Origin of the sequence: Streptomyces sp. NPDC001787, from assembly GCF_040297465.1 — a bacterium.
In the GTDB taxonomy this organism is placed as follows: Bacteria; Actinomycetota; Actinomycetes; order Streptomycetales; family Streptomycetaceae; genus Streptomyces.
Window position 1 is genome coordinate 107,140 of sequence record NZ_JBEOZE010000006.1, and the last position, 16,791, is coordinate 123,930.

Sequence of the window (16,791 nt, forward strand, 5' to 3'; positions counted from 1 at the left end):
TAAGGACTCACGCATGTTCGACTCCGTACGCGACGACCTGCGCACCACGCTCGAAGAGATCGAGGCCGCCGGGCTGCACAAGCCCGAGCGCGTGATCGGCACCCCGCAGTCCGCCACCGTGTCCGTCACCTCCGGCGGACGCCCCGGCGAGGTGCTCAACTTCTGCGCCAACAACTACCTGGGCCTCGCCGACCACCCCGAGGTCGTCGCCGCCGCCCATGAGGCGCTGGACCGCTGGGGCTACGGGCTCGCCTCCGTCCGCTTCATCTGCGGCACCCAGGAGGTCCACAAGGAGCTCGAAGCACGGCTGTCGTCGTTCCTCGGCCAGGAGGACACGATCCTCTACTCCTCCTGCTTCGACGCCAACGGCGGCGTGTTCGAGACCCTGCTCGGCCCCGAGGACGCGGTCATCTCCGACGCCCTCAACCACGCCTCGATCATCGACGGCATCCGCCTCTCCAAGGCCAAGCGCTTCCGCTACGCCAACCGCGACATGGCCGACCTGGAGCAGCAGCTCAAGGAGGCCTCCGGAGCCCGGCGCCGGCTCGTCGTCACCGACGGCGTGTTCTCCATGGACGGCTACGTCGCCCCGCTGCGCGAGATCTGCGACCTGGCCGACCGCTACGACGCGATGGTCATGGTCGACGACTCGCACGCCGTCGGCTTCGTCGGCCCCGGCGGACGCGGCACCCCCGAGCTGCACGGCGTCATGGACCGGGTCGACATCATCACCGGCACCCTCGGCAAGGCACTCGGCGGTGCCTCCGGCGGCTATGTCGCGGCCCGCGCCGAGATCGTCGCACTGCTGCGCCAGCGCTCGCGCCCGTACCTCTTCTCCAACTCCCTCGCCCCGGTCATCGCCGCCGCCTCCCTCAAGGTCATCGACCTGCTGGAGTCCGCCGGAGACCTGCGCGAGCAGCTGAACGCCAACACCGCGCTCTTCCGTACCCGGATGACCGAGGAAGGCTTCGACATCCTGCCCGGTGACCACGCCATCGCCCCCGTCATGATCGGGGACGCGGCGAAGGCAGGCAGGATGGCGGAACTGCTCCTGGAGCGCGGTGTGTACGTGATCGGGTTCTCCTACCCCGTGGTGCCGCAGGGCGCTGCCCGCATCCGCGTCCAGCTCTCCGCCGCCCACTCCACGGACGATGTGAACCGTGCCGTGGACGCCTTCGTCGACGCGCGGGCGGCGCTGGACTCGTAGGGACAGCCCGACTCGTAAGGACTGCCCCCGACTCGTAGGTACGGCCCCGACTCGAAGGGACGGGCCGGCGCGCGGCGACCGCCCGGCTCGTGGGTCCCGCTCGGCCCGCGGCTGCCGGCCGGCTCCCGGGGGTCCACCCGGCCGAGGTTCCCCCCGACGCGCTCCGCGTCGGGGGGAACCCTCGCGAGCTGGGACAATAGGCGCATGATCGATGCACGGCGGCTGCGAATCCTGCGTGCGGTGGCGGACCACCGTACGGTGACCGCCGCCGCCGCCGCGTTGTACCTGACACCCTCCGCCGTCTCCCAGCAGCTCGCCGCGCTGGAGCAGGAGACGGGCCACCACCTCGTCGAGCGCGGCGCGCGCGGCGCCCGGCTGACGGCGGCGGGGGAGATCCTGCTGACCCACACCAATGTGGTGCTGGCCCAGCTGGAGCGGGCCGAGGCGGAGCTCGCCGCGTACAGCGCGGGTGTCGCCGGTACGGTCACGGTCGCCGCGTTCGCCACCGGCATCGGCCTGGTCCTGGCGCCCGCGCTCCGCGAACTGTCCCGCACCGCCCCCGGCGTCCGGATCCGCGTGCAGGACGCGGAGGGCGACGCGAGCGTGCCGATGGTGCTGGACCGGCAGGTCGATGTGGCGGTCGCCGTCGAGTACCGGGGCGCGCCCGCCGAGAACGACCGGCGGCTGACGCGGGTGCCGCTCTACTCGGAGCCGTTCGACGCGGTGCTCCCGGTCGGGCACCGGCTGGCCGGTCAGGAACAGGTGGCGGTCGCCGACCTCGCCAAGGACCCGTGGATCGGCCCGTACCCCGGCAACCCCTGCCACGACGTGGTGGTCCTGGCCTGCGAGCTGGCCGGTTTCGAACCGAGTCTCGAACACTCCTCGGACGACTTCCGCGCCGTGATCGCGCTGGCCGGGGCGGGCGCCGGGGTGGCGCTCGTACCGAGGTCGGCGCTGCGCGGGACGGAGCTGAGCGGGGTGGTCGTCCGTCCGGTGGAGGGCAGCGCCCCGACACGGCGCGTCTTCGCGGCGGTACGGCAGGGGGCCGAGGGGCATCCGCTCATCCGGCCGGTGCTGGACGCGCTGGGGGCGGTGGCGGGGCGGGACGCGTAGCCGCGTTCTGCCCGGTCCTGCCACCGCCCCGTACTTCGCGCGTCGTCCTGCCACCGTCCCGTATACCTTGCGCGCCGTCCTGCCCGGTCCCGTACTCCGCGCGCACCGCGCCCGTGGCCCTGCGCCCGCGCGCTTGGCGCGCCGCGTGCTTCGCGCGCCCCGGCTCAGCCCGTTCAGCCCTTGCGCCGCTTGAGGACGAAGCGGCCCCCGGAGGTTCCCGGCAGCACCGTCGCCGCCAGCGCGGACACGGTCACCGCCGCCGCCAGCAGCCCGTACTGCACCGGTGGCATGTAGGGCGCCGTACCCGTCGCCGACACCGCGAACGCGGTGAGCGGGACCGCCGCGACCACCGTGCCGATCACCAGACCCGCGACCGTCACCAGTCCGGTCTCCAGCACCAGCATCCGCCGCAGCTGCCCGCGCCCCGTGCCGACCATCCGGAGCAGCCGGAACTCACCGCGCCGGCCGGTCGTGATCAGGGCGAGGGTGCTGATCACGGAGAGCAGCGCGAAGCCGCCGACCACTCCCACCCCGATGATGATCATGGCGTTGTCCTCGTCCGACACGGGCGGGGCGATCCGTATGTCGTCGGCCGTCGCGGGCCGGACCTGTACCCCGCCGTAGGGGGCCAGCGCCTTCCGTACGTCCGCCGCCGAAGCGGCCCCGGAACCGGATTCCGTCCCGGCACCCCGTTCCTTCCCGGCGCCCTGTGCGGTCCCGATCAGCACACTCTGATCCAGGGCCGCCGTGACATGCGGCGCCAAGGCTTCGCGCGGGAGCAGGAACTCCCCCAGACCCAGGGCCCGTTCGTACAACGCGACCACCTTCGGCCGCACCCGCGTACCGTCACCCAGCCGCAGCTCCACCGTGTCACCGGGGCCCACGCCCAGGTCGTCCGCGCGGTCCGCGCCGACCGCGACCGTCCCCCGGCCCGTGAGCCGGTCCAGGTCGCCCGCCGTCACCCGCGGGTCGAGCGTGCCGGACAACTGGGACGCCGTCACCCCCAGTACCGGGAAGCGGTCCAGCTTCGGCTCGCCGACCTCGCGGTGGGCGAGGACGACGCTGGAGCGCAGCACGCCCGTCGCCGCCGTGACACCGGGTACCTCGCGCACCGCCTCCGCCGCCCCGGCCGGCAGCCCGGCGCCCGGGGCCGTCGCCACCAGGTCCGCCTTCAGCGCGGCCGACGCCTGCCGGTCCGAGGCCCGCTCCATCGTCGAACCGGCCGCCAGCTGTACGCAGACGAACGCGACCACCAGCACGATCGGCGTGAGCGCGGCACCGAGCCGCCGGGTGTGCGCGGAGGCGGTCCGCGCGGCCAGGAATCCGGAGACCCGGCCCATCCGGCGCACCGGTGCGCCGAGCACCCGCATCGCGATCCGCGCGATCCACGGCCCCAGCAGCGCCACCGCGATGACCAGCGAGGTCGCCGCGCCCGACGCCGCGGCAGCTGCCGCCTGGCCGCCCTGCGACGTGGCGACACCGGCCGAACTGAGACCCGCGCAGACGAGGATCAGCCCGGTCACGGTACGGAACCGGCCCGGCTCGCTCGGCTCCGGAGCGTTCGCCGCCCCCAGGGCCGCGGCGGGCCGCAGCTGGGTGATGCCCCGGGCCGACAGCATCGCCACCGGACGTACGAGCAGCGCGAGGAGCAGCGCGGCGGCCCCGCCCGCCGCGAACGGCAGCCACAGGGGCACCGGCAGCGGCAGCGCGTCCGTCGTCAGCAGCGACCGCAACGCGAGCCCCAGCGGAACGGCCCCGATGCCGCCCAGCACCGCCGCCGCGGCGGACACCCGGCCCGCCTCCCGGCCGATCGCGGACCGGAGCTGGCGGGGGGTCGCCCCGACCGCCCGCAGCAGGGCCAGTTCCCCGGACCGCTGACGGACGGCCTGGGACAGCGTGGAGCCGATGACCAGGAGCGCCACCATCAGCACGCTGCCGCCGATCGATCCCAGCAGGGCCAGCTGATCGCCCCGCCCGCCGAGCGCGTCCGGCCGCTCGGCCTCGCCCCGCTCCGCCCCGGTCAGCACCCGCAGTCCGCGGTCCGACCCGGCCGTGGCGCGCTCGGGCAGCACCTTGGCCACCGAGTCCCGCAGCGCGTCGGCGGAGACGCCCTCCCGCGCCATGATCCCGATCGCGTCCACGGTGTCGGGGTGCCCGGCCAGGCCGGTCAGCCGCTGCTCGGTGAAGAACACGGCCGGGGCGCCGTCGCCCCGGTGCCCGGTGTCCGCGATGCCGGTGAGGGTGTAGGACCCGGTGGTGCCGTCGGCCCGGAGCGTGACCCGGTCGCCCGGCCTGCTCCCGGCGGGCGCCACTGCCGTGTCCAGGACGACTTCGCCCCCGGACTTCGGGGCCCGGCCCTCGGTCAGTTCGTACGGGGTCAGCACAGCGGACGGCCAGGAGCGGCCGACCGCGGGAGCTCCGCCGCCGCCCACGGTCACCGGCACGGAGTCGTCCGCGACGGCCCGCGCGACGCCTTCGGCGCCGGCCGCCCTCGCCAGCACGGAACGGTCGAGCCGGACCCGTTCCGGAAGGTGGGCCGACACGGTCCGCGGTTCGCTGCCCCAGGGTTTCGCGGTGTAGGAGATCTTCTGGTCGGCCGCCACCACCGCGTCGGCGCCCGCGTACCGCTCGACCGGCGGCTGGGCCACCAGCAGCGAACCGAGCACGAACGCGAACGCGCCGATCAGCGCCGCCGCGGCGGCCGTCGCCGTGATCACCGCGGCCCACGCCCGGCGATGGGCGGGCAGCGAGCGCCGGGCGAGGAACGCGGACGCCCGCCGCGAGCCGTGCCGCACGGACGCGGGCTCGCGCGTGCCCTTCCTTCCGCCGCGCCGCCCGGCGGCGGGCCCGTGGGAGCCCGAGCCGCCCGCGTGCCCCGCACCGGACCGGTGCGGACCTTCCGCCGCCGGGCCGGGGTGCCCGGCGGCGGAAGACCCGTCAGGGCCCGTCCGGCCCGTGTCGTGCACGGCGCTCCTTGTCCTCGTGTCCCGCACGGCTCGCCTCATCGCAGCCGCCCGCCGTCCATCGTCAGGACGTTGTCCGCCCAGCTCGCCGCGACCGGGTCATGGGTGACCATGACGACCGTCCGGCCGTCGATCCGCACCGCGTCCCGCAGGAGTCCCAGCACCAGCGTCGCCGACTCCGGGTCCAGCGACGCCGTGGGCTCGTCCGCGAAGATCACATCCGGCTCGGTCACCAACGCGCGGGCCACCGCCACCCGTTGCTGCTGCCCGCCGGAGAGCGTCGAGGGACCGTCGCCGCCGCGCCCCGCCAGCCCGACCCGGGCCAGCAGGTGCCGGCCGCGGGCCAGGACCTCAGCACCGGCCGGGTCCGCGCCCGCCAGTACCAGCGGCAGCACCACGTTCTCCTCGATGGAGAGCGAGGACACCAGGTTGAGCGCGTGCGACTGGAACACGAATCCGATCCGGTCCCGGCGCAGCCGGGTCAGCGCGGCCTCGGACAGCGAGCCGAGATCGGTGCCGCCGATCCGCACCGTTCCCGAGGTCGGCCGGTCCAGCCCCGCCGCGCACTGGAGGAAGGTGCTCTTGCCCGATCCGGAAGGACCCACCACAGCGGTGAAGCTCCCGGCCGGGACCACACAGCTGACCGTGTCCAGAGCGGTCGCCTCATCGCCGCTGCCACGTCGCCCGTAGCGCCGGCTCACCGACTCCAGACTGAGCGCGGCCGCCTGTGCCGTCATGACCGTGTTCACCGTTGCCCTCACCGGACCTTTCCTCTCCTCGTACCGTTGACCTGCAAAAATGCTACGAGGGGGAAGATCCTCGGACGAGGGTGCGCGCTCCCGGCCGGGGGTACAGCCTGCTCCACCACGGGCCGGGGGGAGCGCACCCGTCCGGTGGCGGACCAACCCCCGTAATGTGACATGTCATGAGCCCCGATCCCGGCCCGTTGACGGCCGCCATCCGTCGCGCGTGGGAAGCGTCGCAGTACCTCTTCCTCGGCATCTCCGTAGCCCTGCTCACCTATCTGAGCGGCTTCCTGGTGGTGGCCGTCCTGATGTTCGCGGTCGTCGTCATCGGGCTGCCCGCGCTGCCGGAGGCCGCCAAACTGCTGCGCGCGTTCGCGGAGTTCGAGCGCCGCAGGGCATCCGCCCGGCTCGGAGTCCCGTTCCGGCCGACGCGGTATCTGCCGCTGGACAGCGGGGAGTTGTCCGAACGGGTCAGACGCGTCCTCACCGACCCCACGACCTGGCGCGACGTGCTGTGGCTGCCGGTGCAGACCCTCTTCGGCATGGGGCTGGGCTACCTCACGATGGTGCTGTGGCCGATCGGCCTCCTCGTGGACGGGGCCGCGCTGCCGCTCGTGCGTCTCCTGGACCGGCGTAGCGCGGACGAGTACGGCACACCCCTGCCCGAGCGGCGCGGCTGGGTGCTGCGCTGGATCCCCGTGTTCGCGGATCTGTCGGCGAACTGGACCCTGTCCCTGCTCTCCTCCCGGCCGTCCGCCGCGCTCGCCGAGCGGATCGAGCAGCTCACCGAGAGCCGGGCCGGAGCGGTCGCGGCGCACGGTGCCGAGCTGCGCCGTATCGAACGGGATCTGCACGACGGCGCACAGGCCAGGATCGTCGCCCTGTCGATGCGGATCGGCCTGGCCAAGCAGCTCATCGACCGCGATCCCGACGCCGCGCGGGCCCGCCTGGGCGAGGCGCAGGACGGCGCCGACGAGGCGCTCGCCGAGCTCCGGCACGTGGTGCGCGGCATCCACCCGCCCATCCTGACGGACCGCGGACTGGCCGGTGCGGTACGGGCGCTGGCCGCCGATGTGGCGGTACCCGTGACGGCCGACCTGGACGGCGTCGAGGACGGCCGGCGGCTGCCCGCCGCGATCGAGGCGGCGGCGTACTTCGTGGTCGCCGAGGCGTTCACCAACATCAGCAAGCACAGCGGTGCCACCTCGGCGCGTGTCCGGATCGACCGGGGCCCCGACATCCTGCGGGTGGTGATCGGCGACGATGGGCACGGCGGCGCGGACGAACGCGCCGGCAGCGGGCTGGTGGGGATCCGGCGGCGGGTCGCCGCGCTGGACGGCACCACCCGGATCAGCAGCCCCACCGGGGGGCCTACGGACATCGAAGTGGAGCTGCCGTGCGGATCGTGATCGCCGAGGACAACGCCCTGTTGCGGGAGGGCCTGATCCTGCTCCTCACCAGCTCGGGCCATGACGTGGTGGGCGACGCCGCCGCCGGCCCCGAAGTGCTGCCCGCACTGCTCGAACACCGGCCGGACGTGGCGGTGCTCGATGTACGGCTGCCGCCCACCTTCCGTGACGAGGGCCTGCGCGCCGCCCTCGCCGCCCGCGCCGAACTGCCGGAGCTGCCGATCCTGGTCCTCTCGCAGTACGTCGAGGAGACCTACGCCGCCGAGCTGCTCGCCCAGGGCGCCCAGGGCATCGGCTATCTGCTCAAGGACCGGGTGGGACGCGTCGACCAGTTCCTCGAAGCCCTGGAGCGGGTGGCCGCCGGAGGCACGGCCCTCGACCCGGAAGTGGTCTCCCAGCTGCTCACCCGGAAGTCCTCGGCGGGCCCTCTCCAGAGCCTCACCGCGCGGGAGCGCGAAGTCCTGGAGCACATGGCCCAGGGCCAGGCCAACGCCACCATCGCCGCCGAACTGGTCGTCTCCGAGCGTGCGGTGAGCAAGCACATCGGCTCGATCTTCGCCAAGCTCGGCCTGGAACCGGACGACGGCTCGGTGCACCGGCGGGTGCTGGCGGTCCTGGCGTACCTGGAGAGCAAAGGAGCGAACTGACGGGGCGGGGCGCCGGCCGGCGGGGCGGGTGACGCCGGGGCGCACCGGGCGGCGGGGCCGTACGACGGTGCGGCGCGCCATGCGACAGTGCGGCGCGCCGGGCGGCCGGCGCCGACGACGCCGGGGCGCGTTCTTGGGCTCGCGCCGCCCGGCACAGCGGCTCACGCGGGCTGCAACAGGTCCCACCGGTTGCCGTACAGGTCCTCGAAGACCGCCACCGAGCCGTACACCTCGTGCCGGGGCTCTTCCAGGAACCGCACCCCGGCCGCCCGCATCCGCTCGTGGTCGCCCGCGAAGTCCTCGGTGTGCAGGAAGAATCCGACCCGGCCACCCGTCTGCGCCCCCACGCTCGCGCCCTGGGCCTCGTCCTTGGCGAGGGCCAGGAGCAGGCCCGTACCCGGGGCGGTGCCGCGCGGGCGCACCACGACCCAGCGGGAGCCGTCGCCCCGGTCCGTGTCCTCGGCCAGTTCGAAGCCGAGGGCGTCGCGGTAGAAGGCGATGGCCTCGTCGTAGTTATGGACGACCAGCGTGACCAGGGCGATGAGGGACATGTGCGGGTCCTTCCGGGGAAGCGGCACGGCGGTCAGGGCTGACCGCTGAGTGGGCCGACACGACGGTTATACGTAACACTAACGCCCCTCCGTCCCGCCCCCGCACAATGCCCCGCATGGACACGAGCGACCTCACCGACCTCACCGGGCTCACGGACCGCGCCCGGCGCCTCGCCGCTCCCGGCCACCGCCGCATCCTCGGCATCACCGGCCCGCCCGGAGCCGGGAAGTCCACCCTGGCGGCCCGGCTCGTCGACGCCCTCGAAGGACGCGCCGTGCTCGTTCCCATGGACGGCTTCCACCTCGCGGGCGCCGAACTGGACCGCCTGGGCCGCGCGGACCGCAAGGGCGCCCCCGACACCTTCGACGCCGCCGGGTACGCGGCGCTCCTGCGACGCCTGCGCGACCCCCACCACGCCGCACCCGTCTACGCCCCCGCGTTCGACCGCGCCCTGGAGGAACCCATCGCCGGATCCCTGCCCGTCCCCCCGGGCGTCCCGCTGGTGGTCACCGAGGGGAACTACCTCCTCCACGACGACGCGGCCTGGGCGCCGGTGCGCGGGCTGCTCGACGAGGTGTGGTTCCTGGACCTCGACCCGGAGGCGCGGGTGCGCAGGCTCGTCGACCGGCATGTGTGGTTCGGCAAGTCCCGCCCGTACGCCGAGCGCTGGGTGGCGGAGTCCGACGAGGCGAACGCCCGGCTGATCGCCAGGGGCCGGGACCGGGCCGACCTATTGGTACGCGGCTGAGCCGGCGGCGCGCGAGCCCGCCGCGCTCGCGCTCGCGGCCCACGGTCGGTCACGCACCGCCGTACCCGGTCGGCGACGCACCGCCCTACCCGGCCGGCCGCGCACCCGCCGGCCTTCCCGGCCGGCCGCGCACCGCCGCACCCGACCTCCGCTAGCGCCGTTTCCGGCGTACGGGCAGGATGCTGTGTGCCGTGTCGCCCGCCAGGAGGTCTGCCATGTCCAGCCCGAACCAGCCCGTCCCCTTCACCGCCGACGACTACCGGGCCCGGATGACCCGCGCCGCCGAGGCGGCCGAGGCCGCCGGTCTCGCCGGTCTCCTCGTGGCACCCGGTCCCGACCTCGTACACCTGACCGGCTACCAGCCCGTCAGCACCGAGCGCCTCACCCTCCTCGTCCTCAAGGCCGGCGAGGACCCCGTCCTGGTCGTCCCGACCCTGGAGGCACCGGACGCCGAGCACGCGGTGGGCGCTCCGGCCCTCACCCTGCGGGACTGGACCGACGGCAAGGACCCGTACGCGGTGACCGCGCCGCTGCTGGACGCCGGGGGGCGGTTCGGGATCAGCGACAACGCCTGGGCGATGCATCTGCTGGGTCTCCAGCAGATCCTGCCCGCCACCTCCTACACCTCCCTCACCGAGGCCCTGCCGATGCTCCGGGCGGTCAAGGACGCGCACGAGCTGGACCGCCTCGCGGCAGCGGGCGCCGCCGCCGACGCCACGTACGGCGAGATCCTGAAGGTGCGCTTCTCCGGCCGCCGGGAGACCGACGTGGCGGCCGATCTGTCCGCACTCCTCAAGCAGTTCGGGCACTCCCAGGTCGACTTCACCGTCGTCGGCTCCGGTCCCAACGGCGCCAACCCGCACCACGAGGCGGGCGACCGCACCATCGAGCGCGGTGACATGGTGGTCCTCGACTTCGGTGGCCTCAAGCACGGTTACGGCTCGGACACCTCCCGTACGGTCCATGTCGGCGAACCCACCGCCGAGGAGCAGCGCGTGCACGACATCGTCCGGGAGGCGCAGAAGGCGGGCTGCGCCGCGGTCCGGCCCGGTGCCGCGTGCCAGGACATCGACCGCGCGGCGCGCGCCGTGATCACCGAATTCGGCTACGGCGAACGCTTCATCCACCGCACCGGCCACGGCATCGGGGTCACCACCCACGAGCCGCCCTACATGATCGAGGGCGAGGAGCGGGCGCTGGTCCCGGGCATGTGCTTCTCCGTGGAGCCCGGCATCTACCTCCCCGGCCGGTTCGGAGTCCGGATCGAGGACATCGTGACGGTCACCGAGGACGGCGGACGGCGGCTGAACACCACCTCCAGGGAGCTGGCGATCGTCGAGTAGGGCCCGCGTGGTCAGGCGACGCGCGCGCAGATGTCGTTCTGCGTGCCGTACGTCATGTCCACGGTCCTGTACCCGGTCGCGCTGATGTCCATGGTGTACTTCCCGTCGACGATGTACAGGCCACGCGGCAGGTTGCCACCGCCCGCTCCCACCCCGACCAGAACGGGGCCGAGCGCTGACCAGAACTGGGAGCCGTCGGTGCGGTGGTCGACGACGGCCGTGCCGCTCACGTCCGCGTCGTAGGAGGCACCGGACACGGTGTTGGTGACCCGGACGACCAAGTCGCCCTTGTACGCGACCCGCTTCACGGAACCGTCCGGGTAGGTGTCCAGCACGCGCCGCACCACTTCATCGACGACGGGCTCGCCGTGCACGGGGAAGTCGCACCGGACGCCTGCGGAAACGTCCCACGGCGCGGAGGGCGAGGGTTCCCAGCCCCTGCCGGTGCCGGTGCCATTGCCGGGGCCGGCGGGCGCGGCCGAGACGGGCACCGCGCCGAGGAGCACGGCGGCAACGGCCAGCGGGACAACGGTGGTTCGGCGCACGGCTTCTCCCTGAAGAGGCTGGTACGAGTGGGGCGTCCATCAGCACTGCCACGGGCGGGTGATCGGACAGGAGCCCGTCCCACCACTCTGTCCCTCGCGCCGCGGAAAGGCCACCGTCGAAACGGGATGGGGGAAACCGGAGGCACGGGCGCACAACTCGCGCCGACGGCCGGCGCGATGAGCACAACCGGGACCGGGACGGCCCTGCGCGGAACGGCGCGACCCGGCCGCCCTTGATCATCGGTCCGTCGCCGGGGGCGTACGGAAACCCGGGCCCGGGCGGCCGTGTCCGCGAGCGTTTCTCGTGATCATTTCCGGGTCCGCTGGCCTCCGGGGACCGGCCGGAGGGCCGTACGAGGCCGCTGCCGAAAGTGAGAAAGGCCACACCTCAACCAGGGGTCCCACGCACGCTAAGCTCGGCATAGACCCGCCCTGAACTGGGATTTTGCGTCGCCCACAGAGATGTGAGCGTCGCGGGTCGAGCTTTTCTGGAGGTTCCGCATGACCGATCTGGCATTTCGCTCCGCAGGCCAGCTCGCTGCCGCCGTCGCGGCAAAGGAGGTATCGAGCGTCGAGTTGCTCGACCACTACCTCGACCGGGTGGAGCAACTCGATCCGAAGGTGAACGCCGTCGTCGCCCGGGACGATGAAGGGGCGCGGGCCGCGGCGCTGGAGGCCGACCGCGCGGTCGCCCGCGGCGAGCAGCTCGGCCGCCTGCACGGTGTCCCCGTGACGATCAAGGACAGTCTCGAAGTCGCGGGCATGCGGACCACCGGGGGTTCGGCCCGCTGGGGGGAGCATGTCTCGACGAGCGACGCGGAGTCGGTCGCACGGCTCAAGAGCGCCGGAGCGATCGTGTTCGGCAAGTCCAACATGCCGCCGGACGCCCGGGACTGGCAGACCTACAACGACGTCTACGGCACCACGAACAACCCGTGGGACCCGACCCGCGGACCCGGCGGTTCGTCCGGTGGATCCGCCGCGGCACTCGCCGCGGGGCTGACCGGCCTGGAGCTCGGCGGCGACTCGGCGGGCTCGATTCGGGTGCCCGCCCACTTCTGCGGCGTCTACGGACTGCGCACGTCGTTCGGGATCGTGCCGAGGTACGGAAGCGTCTCGGGACACGCTCCCGGAACGCTGGCGGACTTCGACATGGCGGTGCTCGGCCCGCTCGGCAGGCACGCCGACGACCTCGACCTCGGCCTCGACATCCTCGCGGGAGCGGACCACGACCGCGCCCCGGCGTGGCGGCTGGAGCTGCCCGCCGCCAGGTCGACCACGCTGCGGGGCTTCCGGGTCGCGGCATGGCTCGAAGACCCGTTCTGCCCCGTCGACAGCGAGCTGACCGCGATCATGCGGGCGACGCTGGAAGCGGTGCGGGCCGAGGGCGCCGTCGTGGTCGAGGGAGAGGGGCCGGTCGGGCTCGAAGAGACGATGTCCCTCTACGAGCCGTTGCTGATGGCGCAGAGCGGGCTGGTCGAGTCGGACGAGTCGTATGCCGGGCTCGCTGACCTCGCCGCCGCCGAGGGGGCCGCGGGCGGGTTCGCGTCGGACCTGACGGTCAGTTTCCGTGAGTGGCACGCGCTCGACGAACGTCGGCAGCACTCCCGGCGCCGCTGGGCCGAGTTCTTCCGCGATGTCGATGTGCTCCTCTGCCCGGTGACCCCCACGGCCGCCTTCCCCCACGACCAGCAGCCCGATCCCACCTGGTCGGTCCGGACACTGCGGGTCGACGGCGCCGACCGGCCGTACCGCGACATGCTCACATGGATGGCGCCGTCGGCGGTCAACCATCTGCCCGCCGCGGTGGCGCCTGTCGGGGCGACCCGGGACGGTCTCCCGGTCGGCATCCAGGTGATCGCGCCCTACCTGCACGACCGCACCGCGGTCCAGTTCGTGCGGTGCCTGGAGAAGGTGATCGGCGGATTCCGCCGCCCGCCGGGCTTCTGAGCGCCGTCACCGCGCCGCCGGTCCGCGGGGCTGTGACATATCACCCTGCGCGGCTGTCCTGATGCCCGCGCACCGGGGTCCCGTACCCCGGTGCGCGGGGGTGTCGTCCTCCGGCCAGGGCTTCGGACGGGCGCGTCGCCGGGGTCACCCGCGTCGCGCCCGTCCGGCTCTCCTCAGTCGTCCGCCAGTACCACGCACGACTCCGGCGGCAGATGCAGCAGCCCATCGGCTTCCGGCGCGCGGACCGGCTCCCACGCCGCCAGCACCCTGCCGCCGGGGCGCCGGTTCCGGCCGCCGCCCAGGGGGATCGTGGCGGGGCCGGCGGCGAGGTTCACCGCGATCCGGAGATCGCCCCTGCGGTACGCCAGCCAGCGGGCGTCCTCGTCGTACGCGGCCTTGACCGTGGCGAGGTCGGGGTCGTGGAGGTCGGGCATCGCCCGGCGCAGCGCGATCAGTTCGCGGTACCAGGCGTGCAGCCGGGCGTGCGGCTCGCGCTCCGGCTCGCTCCAGTCGAGACAGGAGCGGTCGCGGGTCGCCGGGTCCTGCGGGTCGGGAATCTCCTCCCCGGCCCAGCCGTGCGAGGCGAACTCCCGCCGCCTGCCGTCGCGTACGGCCTCCGCGAGCGCGGGGTCGGTGTGGTCGGTGAAGAACTGCCACGGCGTCAGGGCACCCCACTCCTCGCCCATGAACACCATGGGGGTGAAGGGGCCGGTGAGCACCAGGGCCGCGGCGCAGGCCCGGAGGCCGGGGGAGAGCGTGGCGGCCAGCCGGTCCCCGAGGGCCCGGTTGCCGATCTGATCGTGGGTCTGGGCGTACCCGACGAAGCGGTGGGCCGCGCTCCGGGTGACGTCGACGGGGCGTCCGTGCGTACGGCCCCGGAAGCTGGAGTACGTCCCGTTGTGGAAGAAGCCGCTGGTCACCGTTTTGGCCAGGGCGGCGAGCGGGGCCTCGGCGAAATCGGCGTAATAGCCCTGGGACTCGCCGGTCAGCGCGGTGTGCAGGGCGTGGTGGAAGTCGTCGTTCCACTGGGCGTGCAGCCCGAGGCCGCCGGCCTCGCGCGGGGTGGTGGTGCGCGGGTCGCAGAGGTCCGACTCCGCGATCAGGGTGAGCGGTCGGCCGGTCTCCGCCGCGAGCGCGTCGACGGCCGCGGAGAGTTCCTCCAGGAAGGTGAGCGCGCGGGTGTCGGCGAGGGCGTGGACCGCGTCCAGCCGCAGTCCGTCGAGGCGGTAGTCGCGCAGCCAGGCGAGCGCGCTGCCCAGCAGGTACGCGCGGACCTCGTCCGAACCCGGGGCGTCCAGGTTGACCGCCGCGCCCCAGGGGGTGTGATGGGTGTCGGTGAAGTACGGGCCGAAGGCCGGGAGGTGGTTGCCGGACGGGCCGAGGTGGTTGTGGACCACGTCCAGGACGACCGCGAGCCCCAGACCGTGCGCCGTATCGACAAAGCGCTTCAGTCCGGTCGGGCCGCCGTACGGTTCGTGCACGGCCCACGGCGACACCCCCTCGTACCCCCAGCCGTGGGTGCCGGGGAAGGGGCAGACGGGCATCAGCGACACATGGGTCACCCCCAGCTCCGCGAGGTGGCCGAGCCGTTCGGCGGCGGCGTCGAAGGTGCCCGCTCCGGTGTACGTCCCGATGTGCAGCTCGTACAGGACGCCGCCGGGCAGTCCGCGTCCCGCCCACGGGTTCCGCCAGACGTACGCCTCCTGGTCGACGACCGCGCTCTCGCCGTCCGGGCCGTCCGGCTGGCGGCGGGAACGCGGATCGGGCCGTACGGGGCCGTCGTCCACGGCGAACCCGTAGCGGTCGCCGTCCACCGCGTCGGCCTCGGCGCACCACCACCCCGGACGCGACGGATCGCGCACCATCGCCCGCCGCGCGCCGGTATCCGCTGCCGCGCCGGCCCGAGCGCCGCCATCCGCTGCCGCGCCGCTGCCCGCCCCCGCACCTGTTCCGGCCGTCGCGCTCGACAGCCGCAGGACGACCGATTCCGCCTCCGGGGCCCACACCTCGAACTGCATTCACCACTCCTCGTTCATGAACAGGTCGCCCGAAGGCGGGCTCCATGATCGGTGGAAGTCGCGTTTACGGCCCCGGAACACTAGAGCGAGCCCGTTACTGGCGATTAGGGTCTGGGTCTGATCATTGCCCTGCCTGGTTCTGCTCATACGTACGGCTGCTGGAGGCCGAGATGACCGTGCCGATGTTCCCCCCGGGCTTCCTCTGGGGAGCCTCCGCCTCCGCCTTCCAGACCGAGGGGGCCGCCGACACCGACGGCAAGGGCCCCTCCGGCTGGGACGCCTTCGCCGCGCAGCCGGGCCGGATCAAGGACGGCGCCGACACCACGCGAGGCACAGGCTTCCACGAGCGCTACCGCGAGGACGTGGCCCTGCTCGCCGGACTCGGGGCGGACGCCTTCCGCTTCTCCATCAGCTGGCCGCGCGTGGTGCCCGGGGGCAGTGGTGCGGTCAACCCCGAGGGGCTCGACTTCTACGACCGGCTCGTCGACGAACTCTGCGCCCACGGCATCACCCCCGCCCCCACCCTCTACCACTGGGACACCCCGCTGCCCCTGGACGAGGCGGGCGGCTGGCTCGACCGGGACACGGCCTACCGCTTCGCCGAGTACGCGGGCATCGTCGCCGAACGCCTCGCCGACCGCGTCCCCATGTGGATCACCATCAACGAACCCGCGGAAGTCACTCTGCTGGGCTACGCGCTCGGTGAGCACGCCCCCGGGCGCGCCCTCCTCTTCGACGCCCTGCCCGCGGCCCACCACCAGTTGCTCGCCCATGGCCTCGCCGTACGCGCCCTGCGCGCGGCGGGTGCCGACAACATCGGCGTCGCGCTCTCGCACGCCCCGGTCTGGACGGCAGGGGACAGCGAGGAGGACCGCTTCGGCGCGGAGCTCTACGACACGCTCACCAACTGGCTGTTCGCGGACCCGATCCTCACCGGCCGCTACCCCGACGAGAACTTCGCGGCGCTGATGCCGGGCCCGGTGGCGGACGACCTGAAGGTCATCTCGGCTCCCCTCGACTGGTACGGCGTCAACTACTACAACCCCATCCTCGTCGGCGCCCCCAAGCCGGAGGCCCTCGAATCCTTCTCCGGCTTCGACATGCCCGCCGAACTCCCCTTCGGCATACGCGAGATCGAGGGCTACGAGAAGACCGACTTCGGCTGGCCGGTCGTTCCCGAAGGCCTCGGCGAGACGCTCACCCTGCTGCGCGAGCGCTTCGGGGACCGCCTTCCGCCGGTCCACATCACCGAGAACGGCTGCGCGATCGACGAGCCCGTCGCCGACCACCGCCGTATCGCCTATCTCGAAGGACACCTCACCGCACTGCGCGCCGCCATCGACGAGGGGATCGATGTGCGCGGCTACTTCACCTGGTCGCTCACCGACAACATCGAGTGGATCGAGGGCGCCGCCAAGCGCTTCGGGCTCGTCCACGTCGACTACGAGACGATGCGCCGGACACCGAAGGAGTCCTACGGCTGGTACCGCGACCTGATCCGCGCGCAGAAGACGCGGCACCAGCGGTAGCCCCCGCCGCCGGGCAGCCGC

General features: G+C 73.5%; 13 protein-coding genes. 8 read left to right on the plus strand and 5 right to left on the minus strand.

The annotated features are described in order from the left end of the window. Window positions 1-13: 13 nt before the first annotated feature. Window positions 14-1,207, plus strand: a complete 1,194-nt coding sequence (locus ABT170_RS10770) for a glycine C-acetyltransferase (protein ID WP_266924994.1) — start codon at window positions 14-16, stop codon at window positions 1,205-1,207. A gap of 204 nt (window positions 1,208-1,411) precedes the next feature. Then, a complete protein-coding gene (locus ABT170_RS10775) occupies window positions 1,412-2,320 on the plus strand; it encodes a LysR family transcriptional regulator (protein ID WP_351865892.1) in 909 nt (302 codons plus the stop codon). Between the two features lie 173 nt (window positions 2,321-2,493). Here the strand turns inward: ABT170_RS10775 and ABT170_RS10780 are convergent, their stop codons facing one another. Both ABT170_RS10780 and ABT170_RS10785 read right to left on the minus strand, forming a co-directional pair. Next, a complete protein-coding gene (locus ABT170_RS10780; protein ID WP_351865895.1) occupies window positions 2,494-5,115 on the minus strand; it encodes an FtsX-like permease family protein in 2,622 nt (873 codons plus the stop codon). A gap of 206 nt (window positions 5,116-5,321) precedes the next feature. Further along, on the minus strand, window positions 5,322-6,020 hold the full coding sequence (locus tag ABT170_RS10785) for an ABC transporter ATP-binding protein (protein WP_329942748.1): 699 nt from the start codon (window positions 6,018-6,020) through the stop codon (window positions 5,322-5,324). A 188-nt stretch (window positions 6,021-6,208) separates the two neighbouring features. On the opposite strand from ABT170_RS10785, the gene ABT170_RS10790 reads away from it, so the two are divergent. Together ABT170_RS10790 and ABT170_RS10795 are read left to right on the plus strand one after the other, a co-directional pair. Further along, on the plus strand, window positions 6,209-7,438 hold the full coding sequence (locus ABT170_RS10790) for a sensor histidine kinase (RefSeq protein ID WP_351865897.1): 1,230 nt from the start codon (window positions 6,209-6,211) through the stop codon (window positions 7,436-7,438). Further along, complete coding sequence (locus ABT170_RS10795) at window positions 7,426-8,085, plus strand: LuxR C-terminal-related transcriptional regulator (RefSeq protein ID WP_329942574.1); 660 nt, start codon at window positions 7,426-7,428, stop codon at window positions 8,083-8,085. The genes ABT170_RS10790 and ABT170_RS10795 overlap by 13 nt, the downstream gene beginning before the upstream one ends. A 161-nt stretch (window positions 8,086-8,246) precedes the next feature. On the opposite strand, the gene ABT170_RS10800 is transcribed toward ABT170_RS10795, so the two are convergent. Beyond that, on the minus strand, window positions 8,247-8,636 hold the full coding sequence (locus ABT170_RS10800) for a VOC family protein (RefSeq protein WP_351865901.1): 390 nt from the start codon (window positions 8,634-8,636) through the stop codon (window positions 8,247-8,249). 116 nt (window positions 8,637-8,752) lie between these two features. On the opposite strand from ABT170_RS10800, the gene ABT170_RS10805 reads away from it, so the two are divergent. Then, window positions 8,753-9,385 carry a nucleoside/nucleotide kinase family protein gene (locus ABT170_RS10805; RefSeq protein WP_351865904.1) on the plus strand — a complete coding sequence of 211 codons (633 nt, stop codon included), beginning with the start codon at window positions 8,753-8,755 and terminating at the stop codon, window positions 9,383-9,385. Window positions 9,386-9,600: 215 nt separating this feature from the next. After that, window positions 9,601-10,728, plus strand: a complete 1,128-nt coding sequence (locus tag ABT170_RS10810; RefSeq protein WP_351865907.1) for a M24 family metallopeptidase — start codon at window positions 9,601-9,603, stop codon at window positions 10,726-10,728. Window positions 10,729-10,739: 11 nt separating this feature from the next. On the opposite strand, the gene ABT170_RS10815 is transcribed toward ABT170_RS10810, so the two are convergent. Then, window positions 10,740-11,273 (minus strand): hypothetical protein, encoded by a 534-nt coding sequence (locus tag ABT170_RS10815; protein ID WP_329942577.1) that lies wholly within the window; start codon window positions 11,271-11,273, stop codon window positions 10,740-10,742. Window positions 11,274-11,774: 501 nt separating this feature from the next. On the opposite strand from ABT170_RS10815, the gene ABT170_RS10820 reads away from it, so the two are divergent. Further along, window positions 11,775-13,223, plus strand: coding sequence for an amidase (locus tag ABT170_RS10820; protein ID WP_351865910.1), 1,449 nt, complete (start codon window positions 11,775-11,777; stop codon window positions 13,221-13,223). Between the two features lie 173 nt (window positions 13,224-13,396). On the opposite strand, the gene treZ is transcribed toward ABT170_RS10820, so the two are convergent. Continuing rightward, the gene (gene treZ, locus ABT170_RS10825; protein WP_351865913.1) at window positions 13,397-15,241 is read right to left on the minus strand and encodes a malto-oligosyltrehalose trehalohydrolase; all 1,845 of its coding nucleotides are present in this window, start codon (window positions 15,239-15,241) and stop codon (window positions 13,397-13,399) included. A 170-nt stretch (window positions 15,242-15,411) separates the two neighbouring features. Here treZ and ABT170_RS10830 point away from each other — a divergent pair, with 170 nt between their 5' ends. Then, the gene (locus ABT170_RS10830; RefSeq protein ID WP_351865916.1) at window positions 15,412-16,770 is read left to right on the plus strand and encodes a GH1 family beta-glucosidase; all 1,359 of its coding nucleotides are present in this window, start codon (window positions 15,412-15,414) and stop codon (window positions 16,768-16,770) included. Window positions 16,771-16,791: the final 21 nt, after the last annotated feature.